Source organism: Marinomonas maritima, from assembly GCF_024435075.2.
GTDB lineage: Bacteria > Pseudomonadota > Gammaproteobacteria > Pseudomonadales > Marinomonadaceae > Marinomonas > Marinomonas maritima.
The window spans coordinates 102,664-125,422 of record NZ_JAMZEG020000005.1 but is presented as its reverse complement, the minus strand read 5'-3'; the positions used below and the strand labels follow the sequence as shown (position 1 = coordinate 125,422).

The 22,759-nt window shown below is 44.0% G+C and carries 23 protein-coding genes; 12 read left to right on the top strand and 11 right to left on the bottom strand.

The genetic code is table 11. The features are described 5' to 3' along the window. Positions 1 to 3: 3 nt before the first annotated feature. Together dppD and M3I01_RS17975 are read left to right on the top strand one after the other, a co-directional pair. On the top strand, positions 4 to 972 hold the full coding sequence (gene dppD / locus M3I01_RS17980; protein ID WP_275565231.1) for a dipeptide ABC transporter ATP-binding protein: 969 nt from the start codon (positions 4 to 6) through the stop codon (positions 970 to 972). Further along, positions 969 to 1,997: a peptide ABC transporter ATP-binding protein gene (locus M3I01_RS17975; RefSeq protein ID WP_255897318.1), complete on the top strand. Its 1,029-nt coding sequence runs from the start codon at positions 969 to 971 to the stop codon at positions 1,995 to 1,997. The genes dppD and M3I01_RS17975 overlap by 4 nt, the downstream gene beginning before the upstream one ends. Before the next feature lie 95 nt (positions 1,998 to 2,092). Here M3I01_RS17975 and M3I01_RS17970 read toward each other — a convergent pair whose 3' ends face one another. Then, a complete protein-coding gene (locus M3I01_RS17970) occupies positions 2,093 to 2,551 on the bottom strand; it encodes a YehS family protein (RefSeq protein WP_255897317.1) in 459 nt (152 codons plus the stop codon). Between the two features lie 186 nt (positions 2,552 to 2,737). Between M3I01_RS17970 and M3I01_RS17965 the strand changes: the two genes are divergently transcribed. Then, on the top strand, positions 2,738 to 3,355 hold the full coding sequence (locus M3I01_RS17965) for a LysE family translocator (protein ID WP_275565230.1): 618 nt from the start codon (positions 2,738 to 2,740) through the stop codon (positions 3,353 to 3,355). Between the two features lie 128 nt (positions 3,356 to 3,483). After that, positions 3,484 to 4,533 carry an HAD family hydrolase gene (locus M3I01_RS17960; protein ID WP_275565229.1) on the top strand — a complete coding sequence of 350 codons (1,050 nt, stop codon included), beginning with the start codon at positions 3,484 to 3,486 and terminating at the stop codon, positions 4,531 to 4,533. A gap of 83 nt (positions 4,534 to 4,616) precedes the next feature. Here the strand turns inward: M3I01_RS17960 and M3I01_RS17955 are convergent, their stop codons facing one another. Then, the gene (locus tag M3I01_RS17955; RefSeq protein ID WP_255897316.1) at positions 4,617 to 5,678 is read right to left on the bottom strand and encodes a class I SAM-dependent methyltransferase; all 1,062 of its coding nucleotides are present in this window, start codon (positions 5,676 to 5,678) and stop codon (positions 4,617 to 4,619) included. Continuing rightward, the gene (locus tag M3I01_RS17950; protein ID WP_112135884.1) at positions 5,668 to 6,276 is read right to left on the bottom strand and encodes a gamma-glutamylcyclotransferase family protein; all 609 of its coding nucleotides are present in this window, start codon (positions 6,274 to 6,276) and stop codon (positions 5,668 to 5,670) included. Before M3I01_RS17950 ends, M3I01_RS17955 begins: the two co-directional genes overlap by 11 nt. Positions 6,277 to 6,587: 311 nt before the next feature. On the opposite strand from M3I01_RS17950, the gene M3I01_RS17945 reads away from it, so the two are divergent. Together M3I01_RS17945 and M3I01_RS17940 are read left to right on the top strand one after the other, a co-directional pair. After that, complete coding sequence (locus tag M3I01_RS17945) at positions 6,588 to 7,127, top strand: hypothetical protein (RefSeq protein WP_275565228.1); 540 nt, start codon at positions 6,588 to 6,590, stop codon at positions 7,125 to 7,127. A gap of 271 nt (positions 7,128 to 7,398) precedes the next feature. Beyond that, a complete protein-coding gene (locus tag M3I01_RS17940) occupies positions 7,399 to 8,148 on the top strand; it encodes an SDR family oxidoreductase (protein WP_255897313.1) in 750 nt (249 codons plus the stop codon). Positions 8,149 to 8,165: 17 nt separating this feature from the next. Here the strand turns inward: M3I01_RS17940 and M3I01_RS17935 are convergent, their stop codons facing one another. From M3I01_RS17935 to pdxR, 7 genes are all read right to left on the bottom strand, one after another. Then, a complete protein-coding gene (locus M3I01_RS17935; protein WP_275565227.1) occupies positions 8,166 to 9,821 on the bottom strand; it encodes a tannase/feruloyl esterase family alpha/beta hydrolase in 1,656 nt (551 codons plus the stop codon). A 208-nt stretch (positions 9,822 to 10,029) separates the two neighbouring features. Beyond that, positions 10,030 to 10,920, bottom strand: coding sequence for a heme o synthase (gene cyoE, locus M3I01_RS17930; RefSeq protein ID WP_255897312.1), 891 nt, complete (start codon positions 10,918 to 10,920; stop codon positions 10,030 to 10,032). A 71-nt stretch (positions 10,921 to 10,991) separates the two neighbouring features. Beyond that, positions 10,992 to 11,312 carry a cytochrome o ubiquinol oxidase subunit IV gene (cyoD, locus tag M3I01_RS17925; RefSeq protein WP_255897311.1) on the bottom strand — a complete coding sequence of 107 codons (321 nt, stop codon included), beginning with the start codon at positions 11,310 to 11,312 and terminating at the stop codon, positions 10,992 to 10,994. Continuing rightward, the gene (cyoC, locus tag M3I01_RS17920) at positions 11,312 to 11,923 is read right to left on the bottom strand and encodes a cytochrome o ubiquinol oxidase subunit III (protein WP_255897310.1); all 612 of its coding nucleotides are present in this window, start codon (positions 11,921 to 11,923) and stop codon (positions 11,312 to 11,314) included. Before cyoC ends, cyoD begins: the two co-directional genes overlap by 1 nt. 2 nt (positions 11,924 to 11,925) lie before the next feature. Beyond that, a complete protein-coding gene (cyoB, locus tag M3I01_RS17915; protein WP_275565226.1) occupies positions 11,926 to 13,905 on the bottom strand; it encodes a cytochrome o ubiquinol oxidase subunit I in 1,980 nt (659 codons plus the stop codon). Then, the gene (gene cyoA, locus M3I01_RS17910) at positions 13,905 to 14,948 is read right to left on the bottom strand and encodes a ubiquinol oxidase subunit II (RefSeq protein WP_255897309.1); all 1,044 of its coding nucleotides are present in this window, start codon (positions 14,946 to 14,948) and stop codon (positions 13,905 to 13,907) included. Before cyoA ends, cyoB begins: the two co-directional genes overlap by 1 nt. 755 nt (positions 14,949 to 15,703) lie before the next feature. Next, positions 15,704 to 17,212, bottom strand: coding sequence for a MocR-like pyridoxine biosynthesis transcription factor PdxR (gene pdxR / locus M3I01_RS17905; protein ID WP_255897307.1), 1,509 nt, complete (start codon positions 17,210 to 17,212; stop codon positions 15,704 to 15,706). A gap of 115 nt (positions 17,213 to 17,327) precedes the next feature. Between pdxR and M3I01_RS17900 the strand changes: the two genes are divergently transcribed. From M3I01_RS17900 to M3I01_RS17890, 3 genes are all read left to right on the top strand, one after another. Continuing rightward, a complete protein-coding gene (locus M3I01_RS17900) occupies positions 17,328 to 17,777 on the top strand; it encodes a GNAT family N-acetyltransferase (protein ID WP_255897306.1) in 450 nt (149 codons plus the stop codon). Positions 17,778 to 17,798: 21 nt separating this feature from the next. Beyond that, positions 17,799 to 18,446, top strand: a complete 648-nt coding sequence (locus tag M3I01_RS17895; protein WP_255897305.1) for a pyridoxamine 5'-phosphate oxidase family protein — start codon at positions 17,799 to 17,801, stop codon at positions 18,444 to 18,446. A gap of 328 nt (positions 18,447 to 18,774) precedes the next feature. Further along, complete coding sequence (locus M3I01_RS17890; protein WP_275565225.1) at positions 18,775 to 20,181, top strand: alanine/glycine:cation symporter family protein; 1,407 nt, start codon at positions 18,775 to 18,777, stop codon at positions 20,179 to 20,181. 101 nt (positions 20,182 to 20,282) lie between these two features. On the opposite strand, the gene M3I01_RS17885 is transcribed toward M3I01_RS17890, so the two are convergent. Further along, on the bottom strand, positions 20,283 to 20,498 hold the full coding sequence (locus M3I01_RS17885) for a DUF2798 domain-containing protein (protein WP_255897298.1): 216 nt from the start codon (positions 20,496 to 20,498) through the stop codon (positions 20,283 to 20,285). 149 nt (positions 20,499 to 20,647) lie between these two features. On the opposite strand from M3I01_RS17885, the gene M3I01_RS17880 reads away from it, so the two are divergent. The 3 genes from M3I01_RS17880 (at position 20,648) to M3I01_RS17870 (ending at position 22,758) form a co-directional block, all read left to right on the top strand. Further along, complete coding sequence (locus M3I01_RS17880; RefSeq protein ID WP_255897297.1) at positions 20,648 to 21,538, top strand: LysR family transcriptional regulator; 891 nt, start codon at positions 20,648 to 20,650, stop codon at positions 21,536 to 21,538. Between the two features lie 72 nt (positions 21,539 to 21,610). Further along, positions 21,611 to 22,417: a sulfite exporter TauE/SafE family protein gene (locus M3I01_RS17875; protein WP_255897296.1), complete on the top strand. Its 807-nt coding sequence runs from the start codon at positions 21,611 to 21,613 to the stop codon at positions 22,415 to 22,417. 143 nt (positions 22,418 to 22,560) lie between these two features. Then, complete coding sequence (locus M3I01_RS17870; RefSeq protein WP_255897295.1) at positions 22,561 to 22,758, top strand: P-loop NTPase fold protein; 198 nt, start codon at positions 22,561 to 22,563, stop codon at positions 22,756 to 22,758. Position 22,759: the final 1 nt, after the last annotated feature.

Here is a 22,759-nt window from a genome sequence, read left to right as displayed (position 1 = left end):
TTTATGTCACTGTTACAGTTGGAAAATTTAAGCGTTACCTTCGGCAATTTTCGCGCCGTGGATAACATCAGTTACAAGGTCGAAGAAGGGGAAGTTCTCGGCATCGTTGGCGAATCTGGCTCCGGCAAGAGTGTGAGCTCTTTGTCCATCATGGGCTTGATCGATTTCCCCGGTAAGGTAAGTGCAGATCAATTAACCTTTGATGGCCAAGATCTGCAAGCCATGCCAGAAAAGCAACGTCGTAAACTTACCGGTTCCGACATTGCGATGATCTTTCAAGATCCGATGACCAGCCTTAACCCTTGCTTTACCGTGGGTTATCAGATCATTGAAGCCTTGAAAACCCATCAAGGCGGCAGCAAAAAAGAACTGAAAGCGCGCGCCATAGAACTATTAATTCAAGTGGGCATCCCAGCGCCAGAGTCACGTTTGGACAACTACCCACATCAGCTCTCAGGCGGTATGAGCCAGCGAGTGATGATTGCCATGGCCATTGGCTGTAATCCACGTCTATTGATCGCTGACGAGCCGACTACGGCGCTTGACGTAACCATTCAAGCGCAGATCATCGACTTGTTGATCGACTTACAACGTCAAAAGCAAATGGGTTTGGTGTTAATTACTCACGATTTGGCACTAGTTGCCGAAGTCGCTCATCGCGTGATTGTTATGTACGCTGGTCAAATTGTTGAATCTGGCCCTGCGTCAGAAGTATTCAGCACACCAAAGCACCCATACACGCAAGCCTTACTTGCATCGCTACCAGAATCGGCAGCGGGTAAAGCACGACTTGAAGCCTTACCAGGTGTGGTGCCGGGTCAATACGATCGTCCTTTGGGTTGCTTGTTAAGCCCTCGCTGCCCTTACGTGACAGACCATTGCCGCAAGGTTGAACCTGCGAACCAAGGCGACCTTGATCGCCAAGTGAAATGCCACACGCCATTGGACAGTGAAGGGAGACCATCCGCATGAACCAATCCGATAGCCAATTAATTTTAAAAGCTGAAAATCTAAAACAGCATTATCAGGTAAAACAAGGCTTCTTCAAACCAAACGCAGTAGTGAAAGCCGTTGATGGTATTAGCTTCAACCTTGAAAAAGGCAAAACCCTTGCAGTAGTAGGCGAATCTGGCTGTGGTAAATCCACCCTTGGTCGCATGCTCACCATGATTGAAACACCGACTGGTGGTAGCTTGGCTCACCTAGGTGAAGACTTACTAACATTGAGCGCAGACGCTCAAGCTAAGTTACGTCAGAAGATCCAAATCATCTTCCAAAACCCTTACGGCTCATTGAATCCGCGTAAGAAAATCGGCTCTATTTTAGAAGAACCTTTGGTGATCAATACCACGCTTTCTAAAGCTGAACGCAAAAAGAAAGCCCTCGCTATCATGGCGAAAGTGGGTCTAAAGACAGAACATTACGACCGCTACCCGCACATGTTCTCTGGTGGGCAGCGTCAGCGTATTGCCATCGCTCGCGGCCTTATGCTCGATCCAAACGTCATCGTCGCAGACGAGCCTGTGTCAGCGCTTGACGTGTCGGTTCAAGCGCAAGTATTGAACTTGATGATGGATCTACAGCAAGAGTTTGGTTTGAGCTATGTGTTCATTTCCCACGACTTGTCCGTGGTGGAACACATCGCCGATGATGTGATGGTGATGTACCTAGGGAAAGTGGTTGAACAAGGTTCGTGTAAACAACTGTTCGAAAATCCAAAGCACCCTTACACATTGGCCTTGCTTTCCAGTACGCCACAGCTTTCACCAGATAAGCGCCGTGTTCGTATTAAGCTAGAAGGCGAACTGCCTTCGCCACTTAATCCACCATCTGGCTGTGCTTTTCACGGACGTTGCAGCTATGCAAACGACCGCTGCAGCAGCGAAACGCCAGTATTGAGATTAGACAGCGAAGAAAGCCAAGAACAAGGACATTTAATTGCGTGTCACGCCGTAGAAGAAAACCGAATTGAGATACTTGAGGAAGGTGCCGCTTAAAGGTTAACAGCACGAAAAGGATATTCACTCCCAGTGAGTTTTTAACGCCCGAAAGGGCGTTTTTTTATGCTCAAAAAAAGTGACTCGTGAATAGCTTACGCTCGATAGTGTTTCTGTATTCCCATCAAGAAATTACGCAGAATTTGGTCTTTGCATTCACAGTAGTGACGGTTGTCTGGCTTGCGGAAAAAAGAACTCAGTTCATGCTTACTAAGGTTGAATTCTGCCAATTGCATAATATCTAAAATTTCTTCCGATTGCAGATTCAAAGCGATGCGCAATTTCATAAAAATTATGTTGTTGGTCAGGCGCTTTTCAGGCTCAGGTTGTGGGCCTTCACGTTTGCCGCGTTTGGTGTTGATGAAGCCATTTAGAAACGTTGCCATCTCTAGATCGATCATTTCAACATAACCTGCGTCATCTTCTTTCTTCAGCCAGCTAACCACTTCTTCTTGTGTTGCAACGCCATCTGCAGAAGAAAAAATGTCTACAATGGACAGCTCTTTAAGATCAAAAGTGTAGCGAAGGCGGCGCAAGATATCATTATTGTTCACAGTAAATTCCTAGTGTTAGGGTGTCAGCGCCATCAACATAATGGGCTGCGAGATTCATCGTTATCATTTTAACAGAGTTGGGGAAAGCGCCCTATTTATTATTTGGATAATAACCACCGTATTTTGAGCTATCATTAGTCCAGAATAAAAAATACAGCCTAACGCCAACAAATAAAGGAATAGCCAATGGTAAGCACAGAGTTTTTAATCACGTCTCTTATTCTGGTTCTGATCCCCGGCACTGGCGTTATTTACACCCTCTCAACAGGGCTTTTTCAGGGAGTGCGTGCTTCGTTCGCGGCGGCATTGGGTTGTACTTTAGGCATCGTGCCTTCCATGTTAGCGAGTATTTTTGGCTTGGCAGTTATTCTTAATACCAGCGCATTGGCATTTCAGGTCGTGAAGTTTGTCGGTGTTGCGTATCTACTCTATTTGGCTTGGTGTATGTGGAGAGAAACAGGCGGCTTAACGTTGGAAAAAAAAGGAACTCAAAATATCAATCTATTACAAGTTGCGCTAAAGGGCGGCTTGATCAATGTATTAAACCCAAAGCTCACAATTTTTTTCTTGGCTTTTTTGCCTCAGTTTATCGTCGCAAATGCAGGTTCTTCTGTTAGCCAAATGTTGCTGCTTGGCGGTATTTTTATGGGCATGACTCTCGTGGTTTTTATTCTCTACGGGGTACTTGCTAGCAAAGCGCGCCAATACTTAATTGGCTCCTCTAACGTGGCAAAATATCTACAACGAGCCTTTGCCGCGAGTTTCGCTTTATTGGCCGCTAAATTGGTCTTTACTGAACGTTAACCATCTAAATAGCCACTAGTTTTCTCATCTCTATCCTATTAGTGAGCAAGAATATGTCGCTTTTGATATTGGTATTGAGTTCTTACAAACGTTACCCTTATCACTCATTAATGAAATAAGGAAGCCTTATGAAATTCCAATCTATTCTCTGTACTTCTCTCATGTTATGCAGTGTATCTATCTACGCAACCGAGCTCACTCACTGGCCCGAAAGCGTTGCTGATGAACTCAATACAATGATCGAGAAAAATGCGAATACTGGTGCTTATGCTGTATTCGATATGGATAACACCAGCTACCAGTACGATATAGAAGAATCTCTATTGCCTTATTTGGAAATGAAAGGTTTGTTAACCCGAGAAACGATGGACGAATCGTTAAAGTTGATTCCATTCAAAGACACCGTCGATTACAAAGAAAGCCTAAACAGCTATTACTATCGCCTCTGTGAGATTGATAATTTAGTCTGCTATCCGTGGGTCGCTCAAATCTTCGCTGGATTCACCTTAAAAGAACTCAAAGGTTATGTAGATGAAGTGATGGCTTACAATAAACCCGTTCCAATCACTTATTACGATGGTGACAAGGTCGTAAAAAGCAGCGTAAACACACCTAAAGTCTTTGCCGGTATGACGGAACTTTATAGCCGTCTTCAAGAAAATGGCATTGAAGTCTATGTAATGACGGCAGCGAGCGAAGAAATCGTACGAATGATCGCCAGCGATCCTCAATACGGCTATAACGTTAAACCTGAGAATGTTATTGGTGTAAACATGCTGTTAAAAGACACGAAAACAGGCGATTTAACCACGTCGAGACTGCAAATCAAGAAGGGGACGTATGATCAAGAAAAGAACCTTGACTTACAACTAACCTCCTTCTTGATGAACCCTATGACATGGTACGAAGGCAAACTTGGTTCGATCCTTGGGTGGATTGATCAGTGGAAAAAACCCGTATTAGTGGCGGGAGATTCTCCTCTTTCCGATGGTTACATGTTGTTCAACGGTACAGATACCGATAAAGGCGGCATGCGTATTTGGGTCAACCGCAAAGCGAAATACATGAAGCAGATGGAAGCATGGTGGGATGATGCCGCTAAGCAGCAATCCGCTCTAGGTCAGCCAGTGACAGCGGATAAAAACTGGTTAGTCGTGACGCCAGATCAATTACACTAAAATAGACCGCAATAGATAAACTAAAATAAACGCGCATTCTGTGAAGATATGCGCGTTTTTTTGTTAAGCCAAAAACTTAGATTTTAGCGTTTTTTCGGTTGTCGGCCTTGATAAATCGCGTAGCCTTTGTCTCGGAAAAGGCGAGTATGAGAACCCAATGCGGCGTCTAACATTGGCGGATAGCGTAAGAAGTCATTCGCCACAACAAACAATTCACCGTTCAATGTTAAGTGCTGTTTGATCGTCATGAAAAAGCTTTCCGCTATGCTGTAATCGGTATTTACGCCCTTGTGAAAAGGCGGATTTGAGACGACATAATTAAAGCGACCTTTTACTTCTGACAAACCATTCGAAGCAACCAAAGTCACGGCATCACTTAGTTGGTTTGCCGCAAACGTTAATTCCGTTGCCTTTAACGCCAATGCGCTGTCATCCAGTGCGGTAATGTGTGCGCCTGTTTTATTGTGTAGCCAAAGAGAAAGAATACCGTCGCCACAACCAAAGTCGAGTATGCGAGCGTTGGCCACGTCGCTAATAAAGCGATGTTGGTTCAGTTGATTCAAGAAAAGCTCAGTGCCTTTGTCTAATTTACCGTGACCAAACACGCCCGGCAAACTGCATAACGTCACACTTTGTCCTGCCACGTCTTGTTTCCACGTCACAATCCAGTCTTCGAACACAAAAGGTTTAGCAGGACGGCGCTTGAAGCCGCTGTAAAGTAAACAGTGCTTGGCGCCATCATGTTTACCTACTTCGTCCAAACCGACCTCTAAACGCTTCATAGAGGATTTCACGCCGCTTTTATTGTCTCCCACCAACCATACTCGACCGCCTTCTTTTAAAAGAGGCAATACTGCCGCTAGTAAGTAGTCTAATAATTCTTTGGCTTTTGACTGATAAATCACAATGTGATCAAAGTCACTGCCATTGTTGACAGACCATTGCGCGGACAAAGACAGCTTTTCTTCCGCAAAACCGACTCGCGTCAACGCATCATAAATGGTTTTTGATTGGCACCAAGCAGACACATCGGCTTGTTTGCTTAAATTCTGAGGGTACGTGTCTTCTGGATTGGCAAATAAAATTTTACCAGAAAGTTCGTCTTCGTTGCGTGCCAGTAATTGACTCGTCGAGTTAAGATTCATAAGTTACGGATAGCTCTTTAATAGTAAGGGTGGTTACAGGCGCTAATAATATATTCAAACGCTCTGTCGCAAGGTCTGGTTGCACTCTAGGATAACGGGGTGCTTTTCGGTCATTCAGTAGAGGCGATGTCCAGCCTTTGGTTAACGTCAGGAAATCTTGTGTGAACGCATCGCCATATTCTAAGCAGCCAGACAAAATAACATCAAGATAGCTCAACGCAATGGGGCAATGATGATGAGGCTCAACCACATCCCTAGTATGATAAACCCAATACGTGCCTTCTGGTAAAGGATCGTCTTGATACGCTATTAACTGTTCAGCTTTAAGCATGACTCGCTGATAGCCTTTTTCTCGTTCATCAAACAAAGGAAATTGATCGTATGGTACTTCGACTAATACGCCATTGCAGGCTTTTTCCGGTGCTTCAATAACCGCAACCGAGCTCATACCATAATCGACTGACATCACCGACCAATGGCGTTCAAAGCCCTGCAATTTAACCGGCCAAACATTCCCCGTTTCACCCGTCATCGCACGGCTTTCGCCATTGATTAAGCTTCCATAGCCCAAAATAAAATGTCGATCTAATGAGCTCATGCCAGCCTCCAGACAAAACCAAGATAATAGATAAGTGCGCATGATAACGTGTGCCCGTAGACAGTACTAGCTTATGTCTACATTGATCGACAAAGACACAAAAAATGCCTTTCAAGCTTGATGTGTGATGGTAAAAAAACCAGATTTATGACCAAAATCGTTTAAATTTGCAGTGTTTCCTCTACGCCTAAAGTGCTTGGCGCATTGGGTTACCAAAGAAATCAGATGAGTTATGATTAATGGTGCAGCCGCTGTCAGTCTTGCTGTTGCATACATTCGCAAATTCACACTGAACCGAGGAGGTTGTAAACATGGGTAGTATAATTGAGACTCAAAAGCGCCAAATTTGTCAATATATTTATGCCAAGGATGGTAACAGGCCACATTTATTGAAAGAGGCGTTTACTGATTCGGCGAGTCTTAAAATGATTTTGAAGACAGAAAACATCGCCTTTCCCTCTAATACCCTTGGTCTGAATGAAATTTCTGAAGTATTGGTAAGAAAATTCGGCCAGACATATGAAAACGTCTATACCTTTTGTGTTTCAGACTCTCTAACAAGCGATAAAAATGCCTTATCTTGTGATTGGTTAGTCTGTATGACGGAAAAAGACGGTGGGGCTGTGCGTGTGGGGAACGGAAGTTATGACTGGGTCTTTAATGATGAACCCGTTCCATTAGCGGATCACTTAACAATAACCATTGAACAGATGGTTTTACTTTCCCCTGATTATGCGAGCCAAATATTGGATTGGGTGGGGGTATTACCTTATCCGTGGTGTGATGTTGCTTCACTATTCCAGAGTATGCCACCTCTTGCCCCCCTTAGCCCAATTCGAGACAGGATGTAAAGTCCTCCTACAGGGCGAAATATTCAGAGGATTTAGGCACCACCCTTAGCCTGAAAGTTTTGGGGGCAGTACCAGTTAAGCGTTTAAAATACGAGTAAAGTAAGCTGGATCCTGAAAGCCTAGGGCATAAGCGATTTCACTAACACTTTATAAAGTTTAAGGAATTTCCCAAGAGAGCGAACTACAACGTCGTAATAATTTGTCATTTGGTTTTGCTGAATGAAGCAGGTTATTGTTAAACCATCGTCGGTAAGAATACAGGGAGAATGATATGAACAAGCCTATTTTATTGATCACTGGCGGAGGGAGAGGCATTGGGGCGGCCACCGCTAAATTGGCAGCCCAACAAGGTTATCGAGTCATTATTAATTATAGAGAGAGCGCAACGTCAGCAGAGAAAGTTGTCGCCGATATTCTCGCCTTTGGCGGCTTAGCGCATTGCATACAAGCCGACATAAGTGATGCAGAACAAGTCACCGAATTATTCGATCACATTCATACTCATTGGGGCGCCATTCGTGGTCTCGTAAACAACGCGGGTATTTTAGAAACTCAAATGTCGTTCTCTCAAACCGACCTGAGCCGCTGGAAACGCATTTTTGAAACCAATGTCTTCGGGACGATGCTGTGCAGTCAAGCGGCCTTTAAGCACATGGCAATCAGCCAAAACGGCTCAGGCGGCAGCATTGTTAACGTTTCCTCTCTTGCTTCTGTGTACGGTTCTCCAAATGAATATGTGGATTATGCGGCGAGCAAAGGGGCGGTAGACTCTTTCTCTAGAGGTTTTGCACTGGAGGTCGCCAATGATGGGATTCGCGTGAATGTCGTTCGACCCGGTTTGATTTACACCGATATGCACGCCGACGGCGGCGAAGCAGGACGTGTTGATCGAATCAGCCCCAATCTGCCGCTACAACGTGGTGGGCAACCAAAAGAAGTCGCTGAAGCAATTCTATGGTTACTCAGCGACAAAGCCAGCTACACCACAGGTGGTTTTATTGACGTAGGCGGCGGCCGTTAACCCAGAAGAGACTTATATTATTTGGCGACAACACATTGAAAAGAGCTCCCTTTAAGAAAGTCGCCTTTTTTGTATTTAGCGTAAGATGGATAAGGACACAAAGGGCGTGTCATACCAGCCATGCGAGCGGTAATCTCTGGATTTTTAGAACGAGTTGCCGCCATCACTTCCTGAGGATATTTTTTCCTTTCTACCCATGAAACCAATGGCTGAAGCATGTCGAATTGATCCGTAGATGGCCCGCCCTGACCATGAGGCATACCCGGAACTCGATACAAACGCACAAACTCATGGGCTCGATCTTCTAAAGCGAAATTCAAGAAGTCATACCAGCGCATGCTATCCTTCACGGAAAAAACCGGATCACTGTTACCGTGAAAAATCATCATTTTTCCGCCCAACCGTTTGAACTCAGTCAGTGTTGGTTTTACGGCATCAGGCGGGGTCATGATCGACATCGCCGATTCTTTAAATTGATTATTCGTCCCATAAATTTTGGGCGCATCTTTGTCAAAATCAAATGCGAGTAAGTAGTCTTCAAGAGAATAAATATCGCCGGCGACATTCGTAAAAGGCGTGGTGAATATATGTGCTAAAGAAGCGGCGCCCATCACGACGCCAATGGGTTTATTACTCCAAGCGGATACCGTGCTTTCTACTTTCCACATACGCCAATTTGTAGAGCGAATACCCGCGTCGTAGTCCCAACTAGTGTACAACGCTTGGTTTTTTGAGTTGTGTGGCCCTTTGTGCATGCGAATCAAAGCAGCAACTTTATTAAGTGATAAACAGTCTCGATCAAAATTATTGGTGCAAACTAAGGCTTTTGGCTGGAAGACATTTTGACAAGCTTCTGTGGCAAAAATCATATCATCATTGATGCCATCTAGTGCATCACATTGATCAAGAATACTTTTCGCAAACACGTCCAAATCTCGCTGAGTTAACGCTTGGCTAATATCGTCATTGACGCGATGTAAGGCCTGTATATCCCAAGCATGTTGCAGCGCGGCTTTGGGCGAGTTGAAACCGGGATAACCCACTAATAAGCCATCAAACATATCAGGGAAACGAGACGCGGCGACCATCGCCATACGACCACCATTGGACTGGCCAATGCCGTAAGAATATTTGATCGGAGCTTGGTAGTAGCTTTCAACCAAAGAACGAGCAACCGGATTGAGTTTTTGTACAGCGCTGTAACCGTAATCACGACGTGCTTCTGGGTCGTGACCAAACACGGTGCCTCCAGCAAGACCTGTCTCAGGATTAGCTCTTGCGTCGTGTCCACCGTTGCTTGAAACAACCGCAAAGCCTTGGTTAATTGCATACTGTGAACCAAGAAGCCCTGTCATCGCGCCCAATGCTGGCTTCACTTCGCCATCATTAAACTGATAAGCGAAACGCCCTTGCCAATAATTGGGCAAACGTAGCTCGAATTGTATGGAATATAATTTACTATCAACGCCTATTCGTTGCGCCATAATACCTGTGACCAAGCAATAAGGGCTTCTTACCTCTTTATTTGGCCTTTGCATGACCGCCGTAATCTGAACCTTTTCTGGCGCTTTGGTTAATAACGCTTGGCAACGTACCGCATCTGCATAAGCTGTATTCGAAGCCAACAAGCAAAGCGTTATTACCAACGTCAATAAAGTTAAAAGCGTTTTCATTCACATCATCCTTTTTGATTGTGGGCGTCAAATCAAAGGCACATACCAAATAATAACAATCATAGAAAAAAGCGTTATTGTTTGATAATGAGATTTAACGAGCAGGCATTCAAAATAGCGAATAATTGACAAAATAGGAAGTTAACAAGGAAGGGATATGCGTTAAAATAAAAAACGGGCTCAGAAGCCCGTTTTTTAAAAATATAGCTTAATGTGCTGAAAACACCAGTAAGTTCGGCGACACTTCATTAAAGTCTAACGCCATTGTCACGCTAAGTGCAGTAACCGTAATGATAGAAAAGAAAAACACTTGTCGTGCCCAACCATTCACATCAATACCCGGACGATAACCTCGTAACGCCATAGCAAGCCACCAAAGACTGGTTGCCAACGCAACGACCATAAAGCCAATCCCAACATAACCCGTCAGCGGTAAAAGCGCCGCCACTATCGCAAAGAGGGCAATGTGAAAAATGATGTGTCGTTTAGCTTTCGCTATACCTTGAGAAACAGGCAATACAGGAATGCCCGCTGCTTCGTAATCTTTGTAGCGAAAAATAGCGATAGCGTAAGAATGTGGCATTTGCCAAATACAAAACATAGTCAGCAAAATCGCCGCACCAGCATCGAACTGACCCGCTGCGGCACAATAACCTACAACAGGAGGCACAGCGCCAGATAAGCTACCAACAAAAGTCCCATAAACGGACTTGCGCTTAAAGTAAAGTGTGTAAAAACCAACATAAACCACATAACCGAATACCGCAAAAGCGACGGCGACCCAATTAGTGAAAAATGCGAGTAAAGCAAAACCAACAATACCTAATACAACGCCATGGAAGAACGCCGCTTTACCTGACATTTCTCCGTTTACAGTCACACGGTTACGTGTACGCTGCATTTTGGCATCAATATCTCTATCAACATAGTTGTTAATGGCACAGCCAGAAGCAACCACCAACGACAAGCCAATCACCGTCGCTAGCATAAGTATCCAGTCAATCTCGCCACGAGAGGCTAAAAAGAAGCCTCCCGCAACAGAGATGAGGTTGCCCATAATGATGCCAGGTTTTGTTACCTGAAGATAACGCTTAAACATCTTTATAAACTCCCATCGGACACATATCACTTATCATGAAAGAAGTCCGCATATTCATCAGATAGCTCTGCTTACATCATCATTGCGTTGGAAGCGTAGATAATCCATACGGATAACGCGACAACCATCACAATAACAACAGCAGCAAAAATAAATGAATAAGTGTCCAGCTTACCTTGGTCAGAGAAGTTCAAGTGAAGGAAATACTTCAAATGTACAAAAATCTGAACAACCGCTAACAATATAATTGTTATGTAAGTTGGACCCTTATCGAACGCTTCCGTCATTACCATCCAAAATGGAATACCAGTCAAAATAACTGACCAGATAAACCCAATGATATAAGACTTAACACTACCGTGTGAGTGCGCTTCAGAAGAATGATCGCTCATTAGATCGCCCCCATCAGATAAACAACGGTGAAAACACAAATCCAGATTATATCCAAAAAGTGCCAGAATAAGCTTAGACAAGCCAGACGAGTCATTGATCGGCCTGTTAACCCTGTAACCATGATTTCGACAGCCAAAATAACCATCCAAATCAAGCCAGCAGTAACGTGCAAACCATGCAAGCCAACAAGGCTAAAAAACGCTGACAAAAATGCGCTGGCTTGAGGACCGTTGCCATTATGGATTAAATGCTGAAACTCATATATTTCTAGTGCGATAAAGACACCACCAAAAATAAAAGTCGCAAGTAACCACATTAATGTGCCAGTACGATTTTTATTATGAGCGCAAATCATTGCAAAACCGAATGTGATACTTGAAATAAGTAGCGCAGCCGTTCCCGCAAGAATCAACTCAAGATCAAAAATCTCTTTACCAGACACTCCACCCGCTGTGTTCATAAAGAGCACAGCGTAGGTAGCGAAGACGGATGCGAATAGCAAGCAATCCGTCATTAGGTAAATCCAAAAACCAAATACCGTGTCTCCACCAGTATCGTGATGCGCATCAACTTCGTGAGCATCGTGCGTATTCATATGTGTCGTGCTCATGATTACCCCTTAGCCACGTTATCTAGGTGCTCATTTTCGATCCGAGCGATTTCATCAGGCTGAACATAGTAATCAACATCTTTGGTGTAGGCGCGAACCACAAAGGCCACAATAGAACCTATCAAGCCAACGATTGCTAACCACCAAATATGCCAGATCATTGCAAAACCAAATGCTGTAATAAGAGCACCGATGATAACCCCAGCGTTCGTATTCTTAGGCATATGGATAGGCGCATAGCTTTCTTTACGAACGTAGGCTGTACCTTTTTCTTTCATATCAGTGAAAGCGTCGATATCAGACACAACAGGTAGTTCCGCAAAGTTGTAGAACTGCGGCGGAGACGACGTAGACCACTCAAGCGTATGTCCATTCCATGGGTCACCAGTAGTGTCCATGTTGTCCTTGCGGTCGCGGAAGCTGACGTACAATTGTAGCAACTGGCAGATAATACCTGCCAAGATAACAAAGGCACCAACCAAAGCGATATACAACCAAATATTCCAATCAGGGTTATCTGTATGGTTTAGACGGCGGGTCATACCTAAGAAGCCTAGAACGTACAAAGGCATAAAGGCCATGAAGAAACCAACTAACCAACACCAGAAAGCAGCTTTACCCAACTTCACATTAAGTGTGAAGCCCATCGCTTTCGGGAACCAGAAAACAAAACCCGCTAGATAACCAAATACCGCACCACCAATGATGGTGTTGTGGAAGTGAGCTATCAAGAATAGGCTGTTATGCAATACATAGTCAGCACCAGGTAATGCTAGAAGAACACCAGTCATACCACCAACAGTGAAAGTCACCATGAAACCCAGTGTCCATAGAACCGGAACCGTCACGCGAAGGCGACCACGGTACATAGTGAACAACCAGTTAAACAGTTTCACACCTGTCGGCACGGCAATGATCATTGTCATAATACCGAAGAAGGCATTTACGTTCGCACTTGAACCCATGGTAAAGAAATGGTGCAGCCACACGATGAAACCAAGAATGGAAATCGCACCACTTGCCCAGATCATAGATTTATGACCAAACAAGCGTTTACCAGTAAAGGTAGAAATGATCTCAGAGAAGATACCAAATGCTGGAAGTACAAGGATGTACACCTCAGGGTGACCCCAAGCCCAAAACAAGTTGATATACATCATTGAGTTACCGCCACCATCATTCGTGAAGAAGTGGAAATCTAAGTAACGGTCAAGCGTCAACATTGCTAGAACAGCAGTCAAAATCGGGAATGATGCAGCAATCAAAATATTGGCCCAAGTACAGGTCCAAGTGAAGATCGGCATATCCATCAACTTCATACCTGGTGTACGCATTTTGAAAACAGTAGCCAAGAAGTTCACTGCTGTTAATGTCGTACCGATACCGGATATCTGCAGTGCCCATATGTAGTAGTCAACCCCGACCCCTGGACTGTATTGCAAGCCAGCGAGTGGCGGATAGGCTACCCAACCAGTCTTCGCAAATTCCCCAAGCCCCAATGAAATATTAATCAATATCGCACCAGACACCGCTAGCCAGAAGCTAAGGTTATTTAGGAATGGGAAAGCTACGTCACGAGCACCAATTTGTAGCGGTACAACAATATTCATCAGACCTATCATAAATGGCATTGCCATAAAGATGATCATGATGACACCGTGAGCCGTAAAAATTTGGTCGTAGTGACTTGGAGGTAAATAACCCGGATCCCCGTTCGTTGCAAGCGCGAGCTGCAAACGCATCATAATGGCATCCGCGAAACCACGGATAAGCATCACTAATGCCAGAACGATATACATTATACCCAGTTTTTTATGGTCAACAGAGGTCAACCAATCATTCCAGAGTACGCCGAGCAATTTGTACTTAATAAGTAGGAAAGCGAGTACACAACCCGCGATTGCAACGACACATAATGTGCCAATAACAATCGGGTCGTACGGAAGAGCGTCCCACGATAGTTTGCCTAAGAGTGCAGACATTATTTTTCAGCCTCCGTATGCATATCATGCGATGAGTTTTGAGACTCGTCATGATTCATATCACTATGGTTCATTTCACCATGATTCATTTCACCATGGCTGGAATTATCGTGAATCATTTTAGAATCAAACACTGTCCCTTTAAGCAACTCAACTTTGCCGTGGTCTTTCATGAACTTCATAACGTTGTCCATAAAAATACTTGATACAATTGAGTTGTAATATTGAACAGGTGTTGGTTCAATATGATGTTCATCTAGGTCATGCTCAGCTAGTTTTTCATAGGCTGCTTGATCCAATATGCCATTGTTAATGACATCATGAGTTCCAGCCTTAACACCTTCAACCCAAGCATCAAAATCAGCTTCTGTTGGAGTGGCAATCGCATTGAACTTCATCCCAGTAAATCCGGCACCGCTGTAATTTGCGGAAATACCATCAAACGTACCTGGTTCATTAGCAATCAAATGAAGCTTAGTCACCATGCCTGCCATCGAGTAAATTTGACTACCCAGTTGCGGAATGAAGAAAGAGTTCATCGTGCCTTCAGATGAAATTTGGAAAGCAACAGGAACGTTTGCTGGGAATCTAAGCTCGTTCACAGAAGCAATACCAAGGTCCGGATAGATAAACAACCATTTCCAGTTCATCGAAACGACCTGAACATTGATGTGATCTTTATCCGATTTCAAAGGTTTGTAAGGATCCAATGCATGAGTAGATTTCCATGTGATCACGCCAAGAATAATGACGATGACGATTGGAATCGCCCAAACTATAGTTTCAATTTTTGTGGAATGCGACCATTTTGGTTCGTAGATTTCGTCACGACCTTCACGATATTTCCAAGCGAAATAAAGCGTCATGAAGATGACAGGAATCACAACAAGAAGCATCAATAAAGTGGCAACAATAATTAGTTGCTTTTCTTCAATACCAACTTGCCCTTTAGGATCGAGCACACCACCCTGACAACCGGCGAGCAAGCCCACCATTACCGCCAAAGCGACTTTACTTAGGATACGAGTTAACAAGAGAATCATCCTCTAACCCCGAGGTTCACAAAACTGCCGCCTGACCATCAAGCAACAGAACGAAAATCCGGCAATGCCGGGTATTTCAGTAAAGATCACCACACTGAAAACAGCACAAAGACCATTACCTAGTTAAGAGTATTAACGCAGCAATGGTTTTTTTGGATCACCTAAATCTGAAAAAGGGAGCTCTACATCTCTTCGTGCATCGTGCCTCAGCACGACTGAAGTACTCATTAGGAGCATCAACACGAGTTAAAAAGAAGGCCATTTTTTGGCGAGCAGGGTTGATATTTATCATAAGGGACAAATAACTAACCAATAACAGGGTGATTAATGCGAGACCAAAAAGTAGCCCCGAATTAAGAATAGGTTCGACAGATGAAGAGAATAATGTAGTAAATACAAAAACGCACAAAAACAAGCAAGGTATGGTAATAAATGGACGCACAGAGGCCGCCAAAACGCTGGATAACGAATGCACAGAAAAATGCAGAATGTCTTGAAAAATGTTCAATTTCTTCATCCAACCCATAAAAACTAAAATGAAAATGCTGTTTTTATTCGCGTCATACGATTTTAAGTGTGCGAAATATAGCAAAATTAAAACAGTCGCACAAAGTCTAGTTTAGCCTTTGTTTCTGTTTGCTTCACGGTCTTTTCATAAAAATTCACATTCTTGTCTTGAGTAAATTCTGACAACTGAATGTTAAAACACAGAGGTTAGCACTCTTTCAGTACAAATTCCTTACAATTTGTAAGTCTTACACATTGCCTAATGTCTCGGTAAACCACTTTTCTAGTGCGATAATTATTTTTCGCATTTTTTCTTCCGATGGCCCACTAAACCCCAACACAAAGCCAAATCGACCGTCATGATGCTGTTTGTGAGAAAAATGCTCAGACAAGGTAGAAAGTAGAATACCGTTCTTGGCGATGTCGTGGGCAATTCTCTGATCTAAAACAGCCTCTGTGCGAACCAAAGAAATAAATTCGGGTTTAATTTCAATCAAGACATGCATACCGCCGCGTGGTTTTTTCCAATCAAACCACGTCGCTAAATGCGCCTCTAATAAAATTAACAGCGCATCGCGCTTAAGTCGATAATGACGACGCATACGATTCATATGTCGGTCAAAATGGCCTTGCTGCATAAAATCCGCCACCGCAGGCTGAATCGGTAACGACGCGGATGACCCTAATTCTCGTTGGCTTTGCTGTAAGACTGGCACATGTATCACAGGTGCGACAATAAACCCCAACCTTAAGCCGCGAAACAACACTTTTGAGAAGCTGCCCACAAAGAAAACCCGATCTTTTGCTTGATCATGAACACTCACTGTTTGCATAAATGGCACATTACTCCGGCCCTGATACACAAACTCGTTATCGTAATCATCTTCTATTAGCCACCAGCGTGGATTCGTCATCTGCATCGCTTGAATCCAGCGTTGACGGCGAGCAGAACTGATGCTCACGCCAAGTGGGTATTGTCGATTTGGTGTCATTACCGCCACATTCGAAACAATGTCACTCGCGGGCAGGCACGGTCCTTCTTCGTCAATCAGCAGCGCACCGGTTTGTTCATGCGAACGGATCGCCTCGCGGATGGGCGGGTAAGTGGGCTCTTCCGTCCACCATTTCATGGTTGGAGTATCTAAGCGCTCACCGGAATTCGTTTCCAAGCGAGCCAATAACGTGATTGCATGCTGCAGAAGCAACAATGAATCACGAGCGCCCGCCGTCACAATCACTTGCTCAGCCACACACTCAAGGCCACGAACGCGATACAAATAGTCGACAATGGCTTCTTTTAAACTTGGATACCCAGTTAAATAACCGCCTTGCAATACGGTTAAATCTGGATTTAACCAACTTCGCCGCATACTTGCTGCCCACTCTTTGGTTGGAAACACGGACACATCAACACCCGAATCAAATGCCAACGTTTCTGAATCCTTCGGAGTAGATGGAGCAGAAGAGTTTGGTGTTTTTTTCAAGCGATTACTCACCATCGGCAACGCCGCAACGAACACTCCGCGCTTTTCTTCGCTGGTTAAAATGCCTTCTGCAATTAACTGATCATAAGCCCGTGATGTGGTACTTCGTGACACGCCTAACGACCCAGCCAAAAAACGAGAAGAGGGCAGTTTGTCGCCCACAGACAACTCTCCCGATACCACGCCCTGCTGAATTTGTCCCATCAGTTGTTGGTAATAGGGTGCTCCATTTTCATCTAATGAAAAACGTAAACTAGCAATCGCATGCTTCATAACTGGCCTGATTTTTTATATTCATTCTGGCTATTTTTAAAGAAGCCAGATTTGGCTACTGTTGTTTATAGCGCTATCCCTTGCCATCCACAATCATTAAAAGGACATACGACAGGTGATTAACATCCGCAAAGCAGAACTAGAAGACCTGAACTCTACTGTCTCGATATTTGAGCAATACAGACATTTTTATCAATGTGAAAATAATATCGCACTGGCAACGAACTTTATTCAAACTCGAATAGAACAACAAGAGTCTGTTATTTTCATTGCTGAGGACAGCATGCAAGGCAATACCGTGATTGGTTTTGTTCAACTCTACCCACTTTTTTCGTCAACAGGACTAAAAAAACTCTGGTTGCTAAATGACCTTTTTGTCGATGCAAATTATCGCAAACAAGGCATTGCAGAAAAGCTCATAGAAAACGCCAAAGAACTGGCGAAACAAACCAGCGCACGAGGTTTGGTACTAGAAACCTCTGCAAGCAACCTGCCCGCGCAAGCTCTGTATAAAAAAATTGGCTTTAGTAAAAGCCAAAGTTTTTATTACGAATTGGACCTTTAAAAAATAGTTAGGACAAGCATGATGAGCGACTCTCTCGAAACAGCATTAAGTAAAGTGAAGCGTGGGCCAAACCGCGCTCAATACGACAAAGAAACTGCGTTTAATATTATGGATGCGTCGTTAATGTGCCATGTTGGTCAAACGAAAGACGGACAAGTCTTTGTCACACCAACGTGCCACTGGCGCGAAGGCGACTACTTCTACTGGCACGCTCATTCCAAAGCACGTAACGTCAAAGGCCCAATCGACGAACCTGAAAAGGTGTGCATCAACATTTCCCAATTGGATGGTTTGGTCATGGCGCGTTCAGCGATGCACCATTCAGTAAACTATCGCTCCGTGACTTTATTTGGAGTTCCAGAACTGATTGATGATAAAGAAGAAAAAGTTCGTCAATTTAAACTATTTTTAGACAAAGTTAGCCCCGGCCGCTGGGAAAAATTACGCCCCGTCAATGACATAGAGATAAAAGCCACAGGCTTAGTTCGAATCAAAATAGAAGAAGCGTCAATCAAGATGCGAGCGGAACCGCCGATTGATGACCCAGAAGACAACGATTGGCCTGTTTGGGCTGGCGTCATTCCGTTAGACAAAAAATGGGCTAAGGCAGAGCAAGACCCGATTCAAACAAAAGACTTCGCCTTACCGACCAATCCAAACGCCTACTGACCATTAATTCATAAAATCAAGTCATCAACCGGCATTGCATAAAATTTGATTGGTTAACCATGGGTCGCCCTGCAGCTCATGGTGCCACGTCATTTTCCCCTTCAAATTAAGCCCGCTTTATCCAAACCGAGTAAACCCATTTTTTATGCACTATTTGTGCACATTATCGTGGTTTTTGCCTTGCGGTTTTCAATAAATTCGCTAATCTTGCACACTTTTTTAAGCTTCTGCGCGTTTCTTAGGGTGCATTTTTATCAAAATGCATTCCTATCATTCAACCCACGAACAATAAAACAATCGATATTATCGAATTAAGGGAGTGCCTAACATGGCCGCTATCATAGACTTTTTAAATACGATTTTCTGGGGCTACATCCTCATTTATGGCCTCCTAGCGGTGGGGGTATATTTCACATTGCGTTTAGGCTTTATCCAAATCCGCCATTTTCCAGAATTTATTCGCACCGTTCTTAAAGCACCGCAATCTGACCGTGGTGGAATTTCTCCTTTTCAAGCACTTTGTACAAGTCTTGCCTCCCGAGTTGGAACTGGCAACATGACCGGTGTGGCAGTCGCTTTATTCTTAGGAGGACCTGGTGCCATTTTTTGGATGTGGGTTGTTGCTGTAATTGGCATGGCGACGGCTTACGCTGAAAGCACGCTTGCACAGCTTTATAAAATGCGCGACCAAAATGGCCAATTGCGTGGCGGTCCGGCTTTTTATATCAGTAAAGGATTAAAAGCCCCTTGGGCTGGCGCGGTTTTCTCTCTGGCGCTTATTTTAGCCTTTGGCCTAGTCTTCAATGCGGTACAAGCAAATTCCATTGCGGGTGCTATGGAAGGCGCGTTTGGGATTGATACTAACGTAACAGGCTTGGTGATCATGGCATTAGCAGCGATTGTGATCTTCGGCGGTATCAAGAAAATCGCACGCTTTGCCGAAATAGTCGTGCCATTTATGGCCGTGCTGTATCTTTTGGTCGCGTTATACGTGATTTTCGTGAACATCGACGAAGTTCCTGCTGCGTTCGCACTCATCTTTAAAAGCGCATTTGGCATCGAACAAGCCGCTGGCGGTGTGTTAGGGGCAATGCTGAATGGTATAAAACGCGGTTTGTTCTCGAACGAAGCTGGTATGGGCTCAGCGCCAAACATCGCAGCCGTGGCCACACCCAACCCTCACCATCCATCATCACAGGGTATGGTTCAATCATTAGGTGTGTTCATTGACACCATCCTAATTTGTACTGCAACCGCCTTGATGATTCTACTTTCTGGTGCGTTAGGGAACGGTCAAACAGGAATCACCTTGACTCAAACCGCAGTGACAACACATATCGGCAGCGCAGGGCAGTATTTTGTGGCAGTGGCTATTTTCTTCTTTGCGTTCACCTCCATCATAGGTAACTACAGTTACGCAGAAAATGCACTGACGTATCTTAAATGGGCAAACAAACCGGGGATTTTCATTCTGCGCATTTTGGCACTCGCAATGATTCCATGGGGCGCATACGAAAGCGTAGCAATGGTATTTAATGTTGCCGACGCAGCAATGGGCTTAATGGCGACCATTAACCTGATTGCGATCATGATGCTGTCTGGCACCGTAGTGAAGTTAACCAAAGACTATTTTGCTCAGCTTAAAACCCATACACCAGTATTCAACTCAGACGACTACCCAGAAGTACGAGATGACATCGATCTAACCGTTTGGGACGAAAAACCTCAGAAATAATAGCTTTCATCTAACACTAGATAAAAGCTCAATAAAAAACCGCTAACTTCTGATTAGCGGTTTTTTAAACTTTAGTTCAGGTTTAATGTTACCAAACTGCTTTAAACCTTACTGGCAATTTTATGAGCCAAACTGTGTAAAAATGGCCCAGCAATAAAAGAGATAATACCTGCAGCAGGCCATCCCAATGCCCAAGCCCCCATCCAAAACGTAACAAAGTCTGATCTAATACCAATGTTCAAATACGTAATCCACGCGGACATAAACAACGACAGTGTAAACGACATAAATATTGCAAAAATAATTCTATGTTTCATTTTTCTCTCCTAATGAACTTTCCATTCCTTCTCTAAAAAAGTGCCCAAACGGAAAGTCAGTAAACGACTCAATGCCTTTTTAAAGACTAGCAAATAACAATATTTGTAAATATACTGATTTTTTATAATTGAATTTACAAAATTGCAAAATGCTAGATGATCTAAAAATTTTTATCACCACTGCTAATAAAAGCAGTTTCACTGCTGCTGCACAGCATCTTGATATGACCATCGCGACGGTATCTCGTCGTATCAGCGCCCTCGAAGAGAAATTAGGATGCCAGTTATTACATCGTTCAACAAAAGGGCTAACGCTCACGCCTGTGGGGGAAAGTTACTATCAAGAATGTGCTGAATTTATCGAAGCCTTAGACCAGCGTATTTCCAACCTAGATCAAACTCTCAACAGTTTAAAAGGCAGCGTAAAGGTATTGGCTCCGGTAAACCTGGGCAGTGGACTACTGAATGCATTTTGGCAAGATTTTGTAAAACGATATCCAGATATTGAATTAAATATAGAACTGAGCAATACGCTACAAGACATAAGAGACACTCGTGCAGACATCGCTTTACGCTCTGGGAATCAACCTAGCTCTTCATTGATTCAAAAACGTCTTGGACACATTGTTCCAATTTTAGTCATATCACCCCAAGTGCAATTCCCTCTACCTGAGTCGATAGACGCCTTACAACACGCTCCAAGTATCGCGTCCAACGTGTGCCCCGATTGGTTACTAACGAATGACAAAGGTGAAATACACCCGCTGAAAAAAGAACACCAACACATCAGTAACGATATGAATATCACACTCAACCTTGCCAAAGCTGGCGCAGGGGTTGCATTAATGCCCATGAGCATGGTGTATGACGCACTTGAAAAAGGTGAGTTGATTCGAGTATTACCAGAATGGCGTGGTCAAAATAGAGAGATTTTTTTCGTCTGGCCTTATCGACGTAGCTTGTCAGCCAGAGCCAAGTTATTGAGAGATGAGTTAACTCAATTTCTTAAACAACAAACTTGGTTTCACCCAAGCCCTTAGTCTATAAATGAAAACTTAGTTACACTAACCAAAGCGTCAACTCTCTTTCTCTGATATTCCCAAAGGACAAGCATGGAAAACTTAATCTGGTGGCAATATGCCTTAATTGGCGCCATTTTTATTTGGAGCGGCTTTGTTCGCAGTGGCTTAGGATTTGGCGGTGCCGTGCTTGCTTTGCCCTTCCTATTACTAGTGAAAAACGACCCGTTATTATTCTTACCGATCATTTCCGTGCATTTGCTCGTATTTTCGAGCTGGATTGCTTGGCAAGGAGCGAAAAAGACCAAACAGCAAGCCATCCTCGCCGCAGAGCAAGGTAAAGCGCCGAAAGAAGAGCAGGGCAACATTGCATGGGGTTACTTAAAAAAAGCCCTCGGCATCATGATTGTGCCCAAACTGATTGGCGTATTTGGTTTATTGACCTTACCGGGCAACATCGTCACCGGCGTGATTTTTGTCATCGTCTCCGTATTCGCCGTGTCTTATATCCTCAATAAACCGTTTTATACCAACAACAAATTCCTCGACACCATCTTCCTTATGCTCGGCGGCTACGTCAGCGGCACCTCCTTAATTGGCGCTCCGCTCATCGTCTCCGTCTTCGCCACCAAAGTACCGCGTCACCAACTTCGCGATACTCTGTTTGTGCTCTGGTTCATTCTCGTGATGATCAAAATGGTGTCTTTCCTCATCGCTGGCATCGACCTACAACTTATTCATCAGCTTTGGTTATTACCATGCGCCTTACTGGGCCATGTGTTTGGGCAAAAGCTCCACAACCGCATTCAAAAAGCCGAAACACCCGTCTTCTTTCAATTCGTCGGCTGGGCGCTACTCATCGTTTGTGGATTTGGCTTGTATTCAACGTTTATGCTTTAGTCCGCAGTGTCGCTATCACCAGATCAACCCGCGCCCCGACGCTAAAGCGCAAACATCCGCGCAGGATTGATCTTGTGACTGGCATGAAACTTTGATTTTGTGACATAGACTATTATTAGGTTGATTTAACAAAGGAATGCCCTATGAGCGATACCAAAACTGAAGCCTTTGCCGGTTGCGCGGCAGGGAATAATCGAAAAGAACTCGCGGAGCGTTTTACTCAATATTTAAAAGGGCGCGACACAAAAGATAATGTCTATGTTGTAAACCTCAATGGCGTGTGGGGAACAGGGAAAACTTTCTTTGTTACGAATTCACCAATTATACAAGCAGTTCAATAGG

Coding starts and splice junctions, on each gene's coding strand:
- M3I01_RS17890 (WP_275565225.1), top strand. CDS start 18,775: ATGGCCGCTATCATAGACTTTTTAAATACGATTTTCTGGGGCTACATC.
- M3I01_RS17960 (WP_275565229.1), top strand. CDS start 3,484: ATGAAATTCCAATCTATTCTCTGTACTTCTCTCATGTTATGCAGTGTA.
- cyoA (WP_255897309.1), bottom strand. CDS start 14,948: ATGATTCTCTTGTTAACTCGTATCCTAAGTAAAGTCGCTTTGGCGGTA.
- M3I01_RS17950 (WP_112135884.1), bottom strand. CDS start 6,276: ATGAGCTCATTAGATCGACATTTTATTTTGGGCTATGGAAGCTTAATC.
- M3I01_RS17945 (WP_275565228.1), top strand. CDS start 6,588: ATGGGTAGTATAATTGAGACTCAAAAGCGCCAAATTTGTCAATATATT.
- M3I01_RS17935 (WP_275565227.1), bottom strand. CDS start 9,821: ATGAAAACGCTTTTAACTTTATTGACGTTGGTAATAACGCTTTGCTTG.
- M3I01_RS17965 (WP_275565230.1), top strand. CDS start 2,738: ATGGTAAGCACAGAGTTTTTAATCACGTCTCTTATTCTGGTTCTGATC.
- M3I01_RS17975 (WP_255897318.1), top strand. CDS start 969: ATGAACCAATCCGATAGCCAATTAATTTTAAAAGCTGAAAATCTAAAA.
- cyoE (WP_255897312.1), bottom strand. CDS start 10,920: ATGTTTAAGCGTTATCTTCAGGTAACAAAACCTGGCATCATTATGGGC.
- dppD (WP_275565231.1), top strand. CDS start 4: ATGTCACTGTTACAGTTGGAAAATTTAAGCGTTACCTTCGGCAATTTT.
- M3I01_RS17870 (WP_255897295.1), top strand. CDS start 22,561: ATGAGCGATACCAAAACTGAAGCCTTTGCCGGTTGCGCGGCAGGGAAT.
- M3I01_RS17940 (WP_255897313.1), top strand. CDS start 7,399: ATGAACAAGCCTATTTTATTGATCACTGGCGGAGGGAGAGGCATTGGG.
- M3I01_RS17880 (WP_255897297.1), top strand. CDS start 20,648: ATGCTAGATGATCTAAAAATTTTTATCACCACTGCTAATAAAAGCAGT.
- M3I01_RS17885 (WP_255897298.1), bottom strand. CDS start 20,498: ATGAAACATAGAATTATTTTTGCAATATTTATGTCGTTTACACTGTCG.
- cyoD (WP_255897311.1), bottom strand. CDS start 11,312: ATGAGCGATCATTCTTCTGAAGCGCACTCACACGGTAGTGTTAAGTCT.
- M3I01_RS17955 (WP_255897316.1), bottom strand. CDS start 5,678: ATGAATCTTAACTCGACGAGTCAATTACTGGCACGCAACGAAGACGAA.
- M3I01_RS17895 (WP_255897305.1), top strand. CDS start 17,799: ATGAGCGACTCTCTCGAAACAGCATTAAGTAAAGTGAAGCGTGGGCCA.
- cyoB (WP_275565226.1), bottom strand. CDS start 13,905: ATGTCTGCACTCTTAGGCAAACTATCGTGGGACGCTCTTCCGTACGAC.
- pdxR (WP_255897307.1), bottom strand. CDS start 17,212: ATGAAGCATGCGATTGCTAGTTTACGTTTTTCATTAGATGAAAATGGA.
- cyoC (WP_255897310.1), bottom strand. CDS start 11,923: ATGAGCACGACACATATGAATACGCACGATGCTCACGAAGTTGATGCG.
- M3I01_RS17875 (WP_255897296.1), top strand. CDS start 21,611: ATGGAAAACTTAATCTGGTGGCAATATGCCTTAATTGGCGCCATTTTT.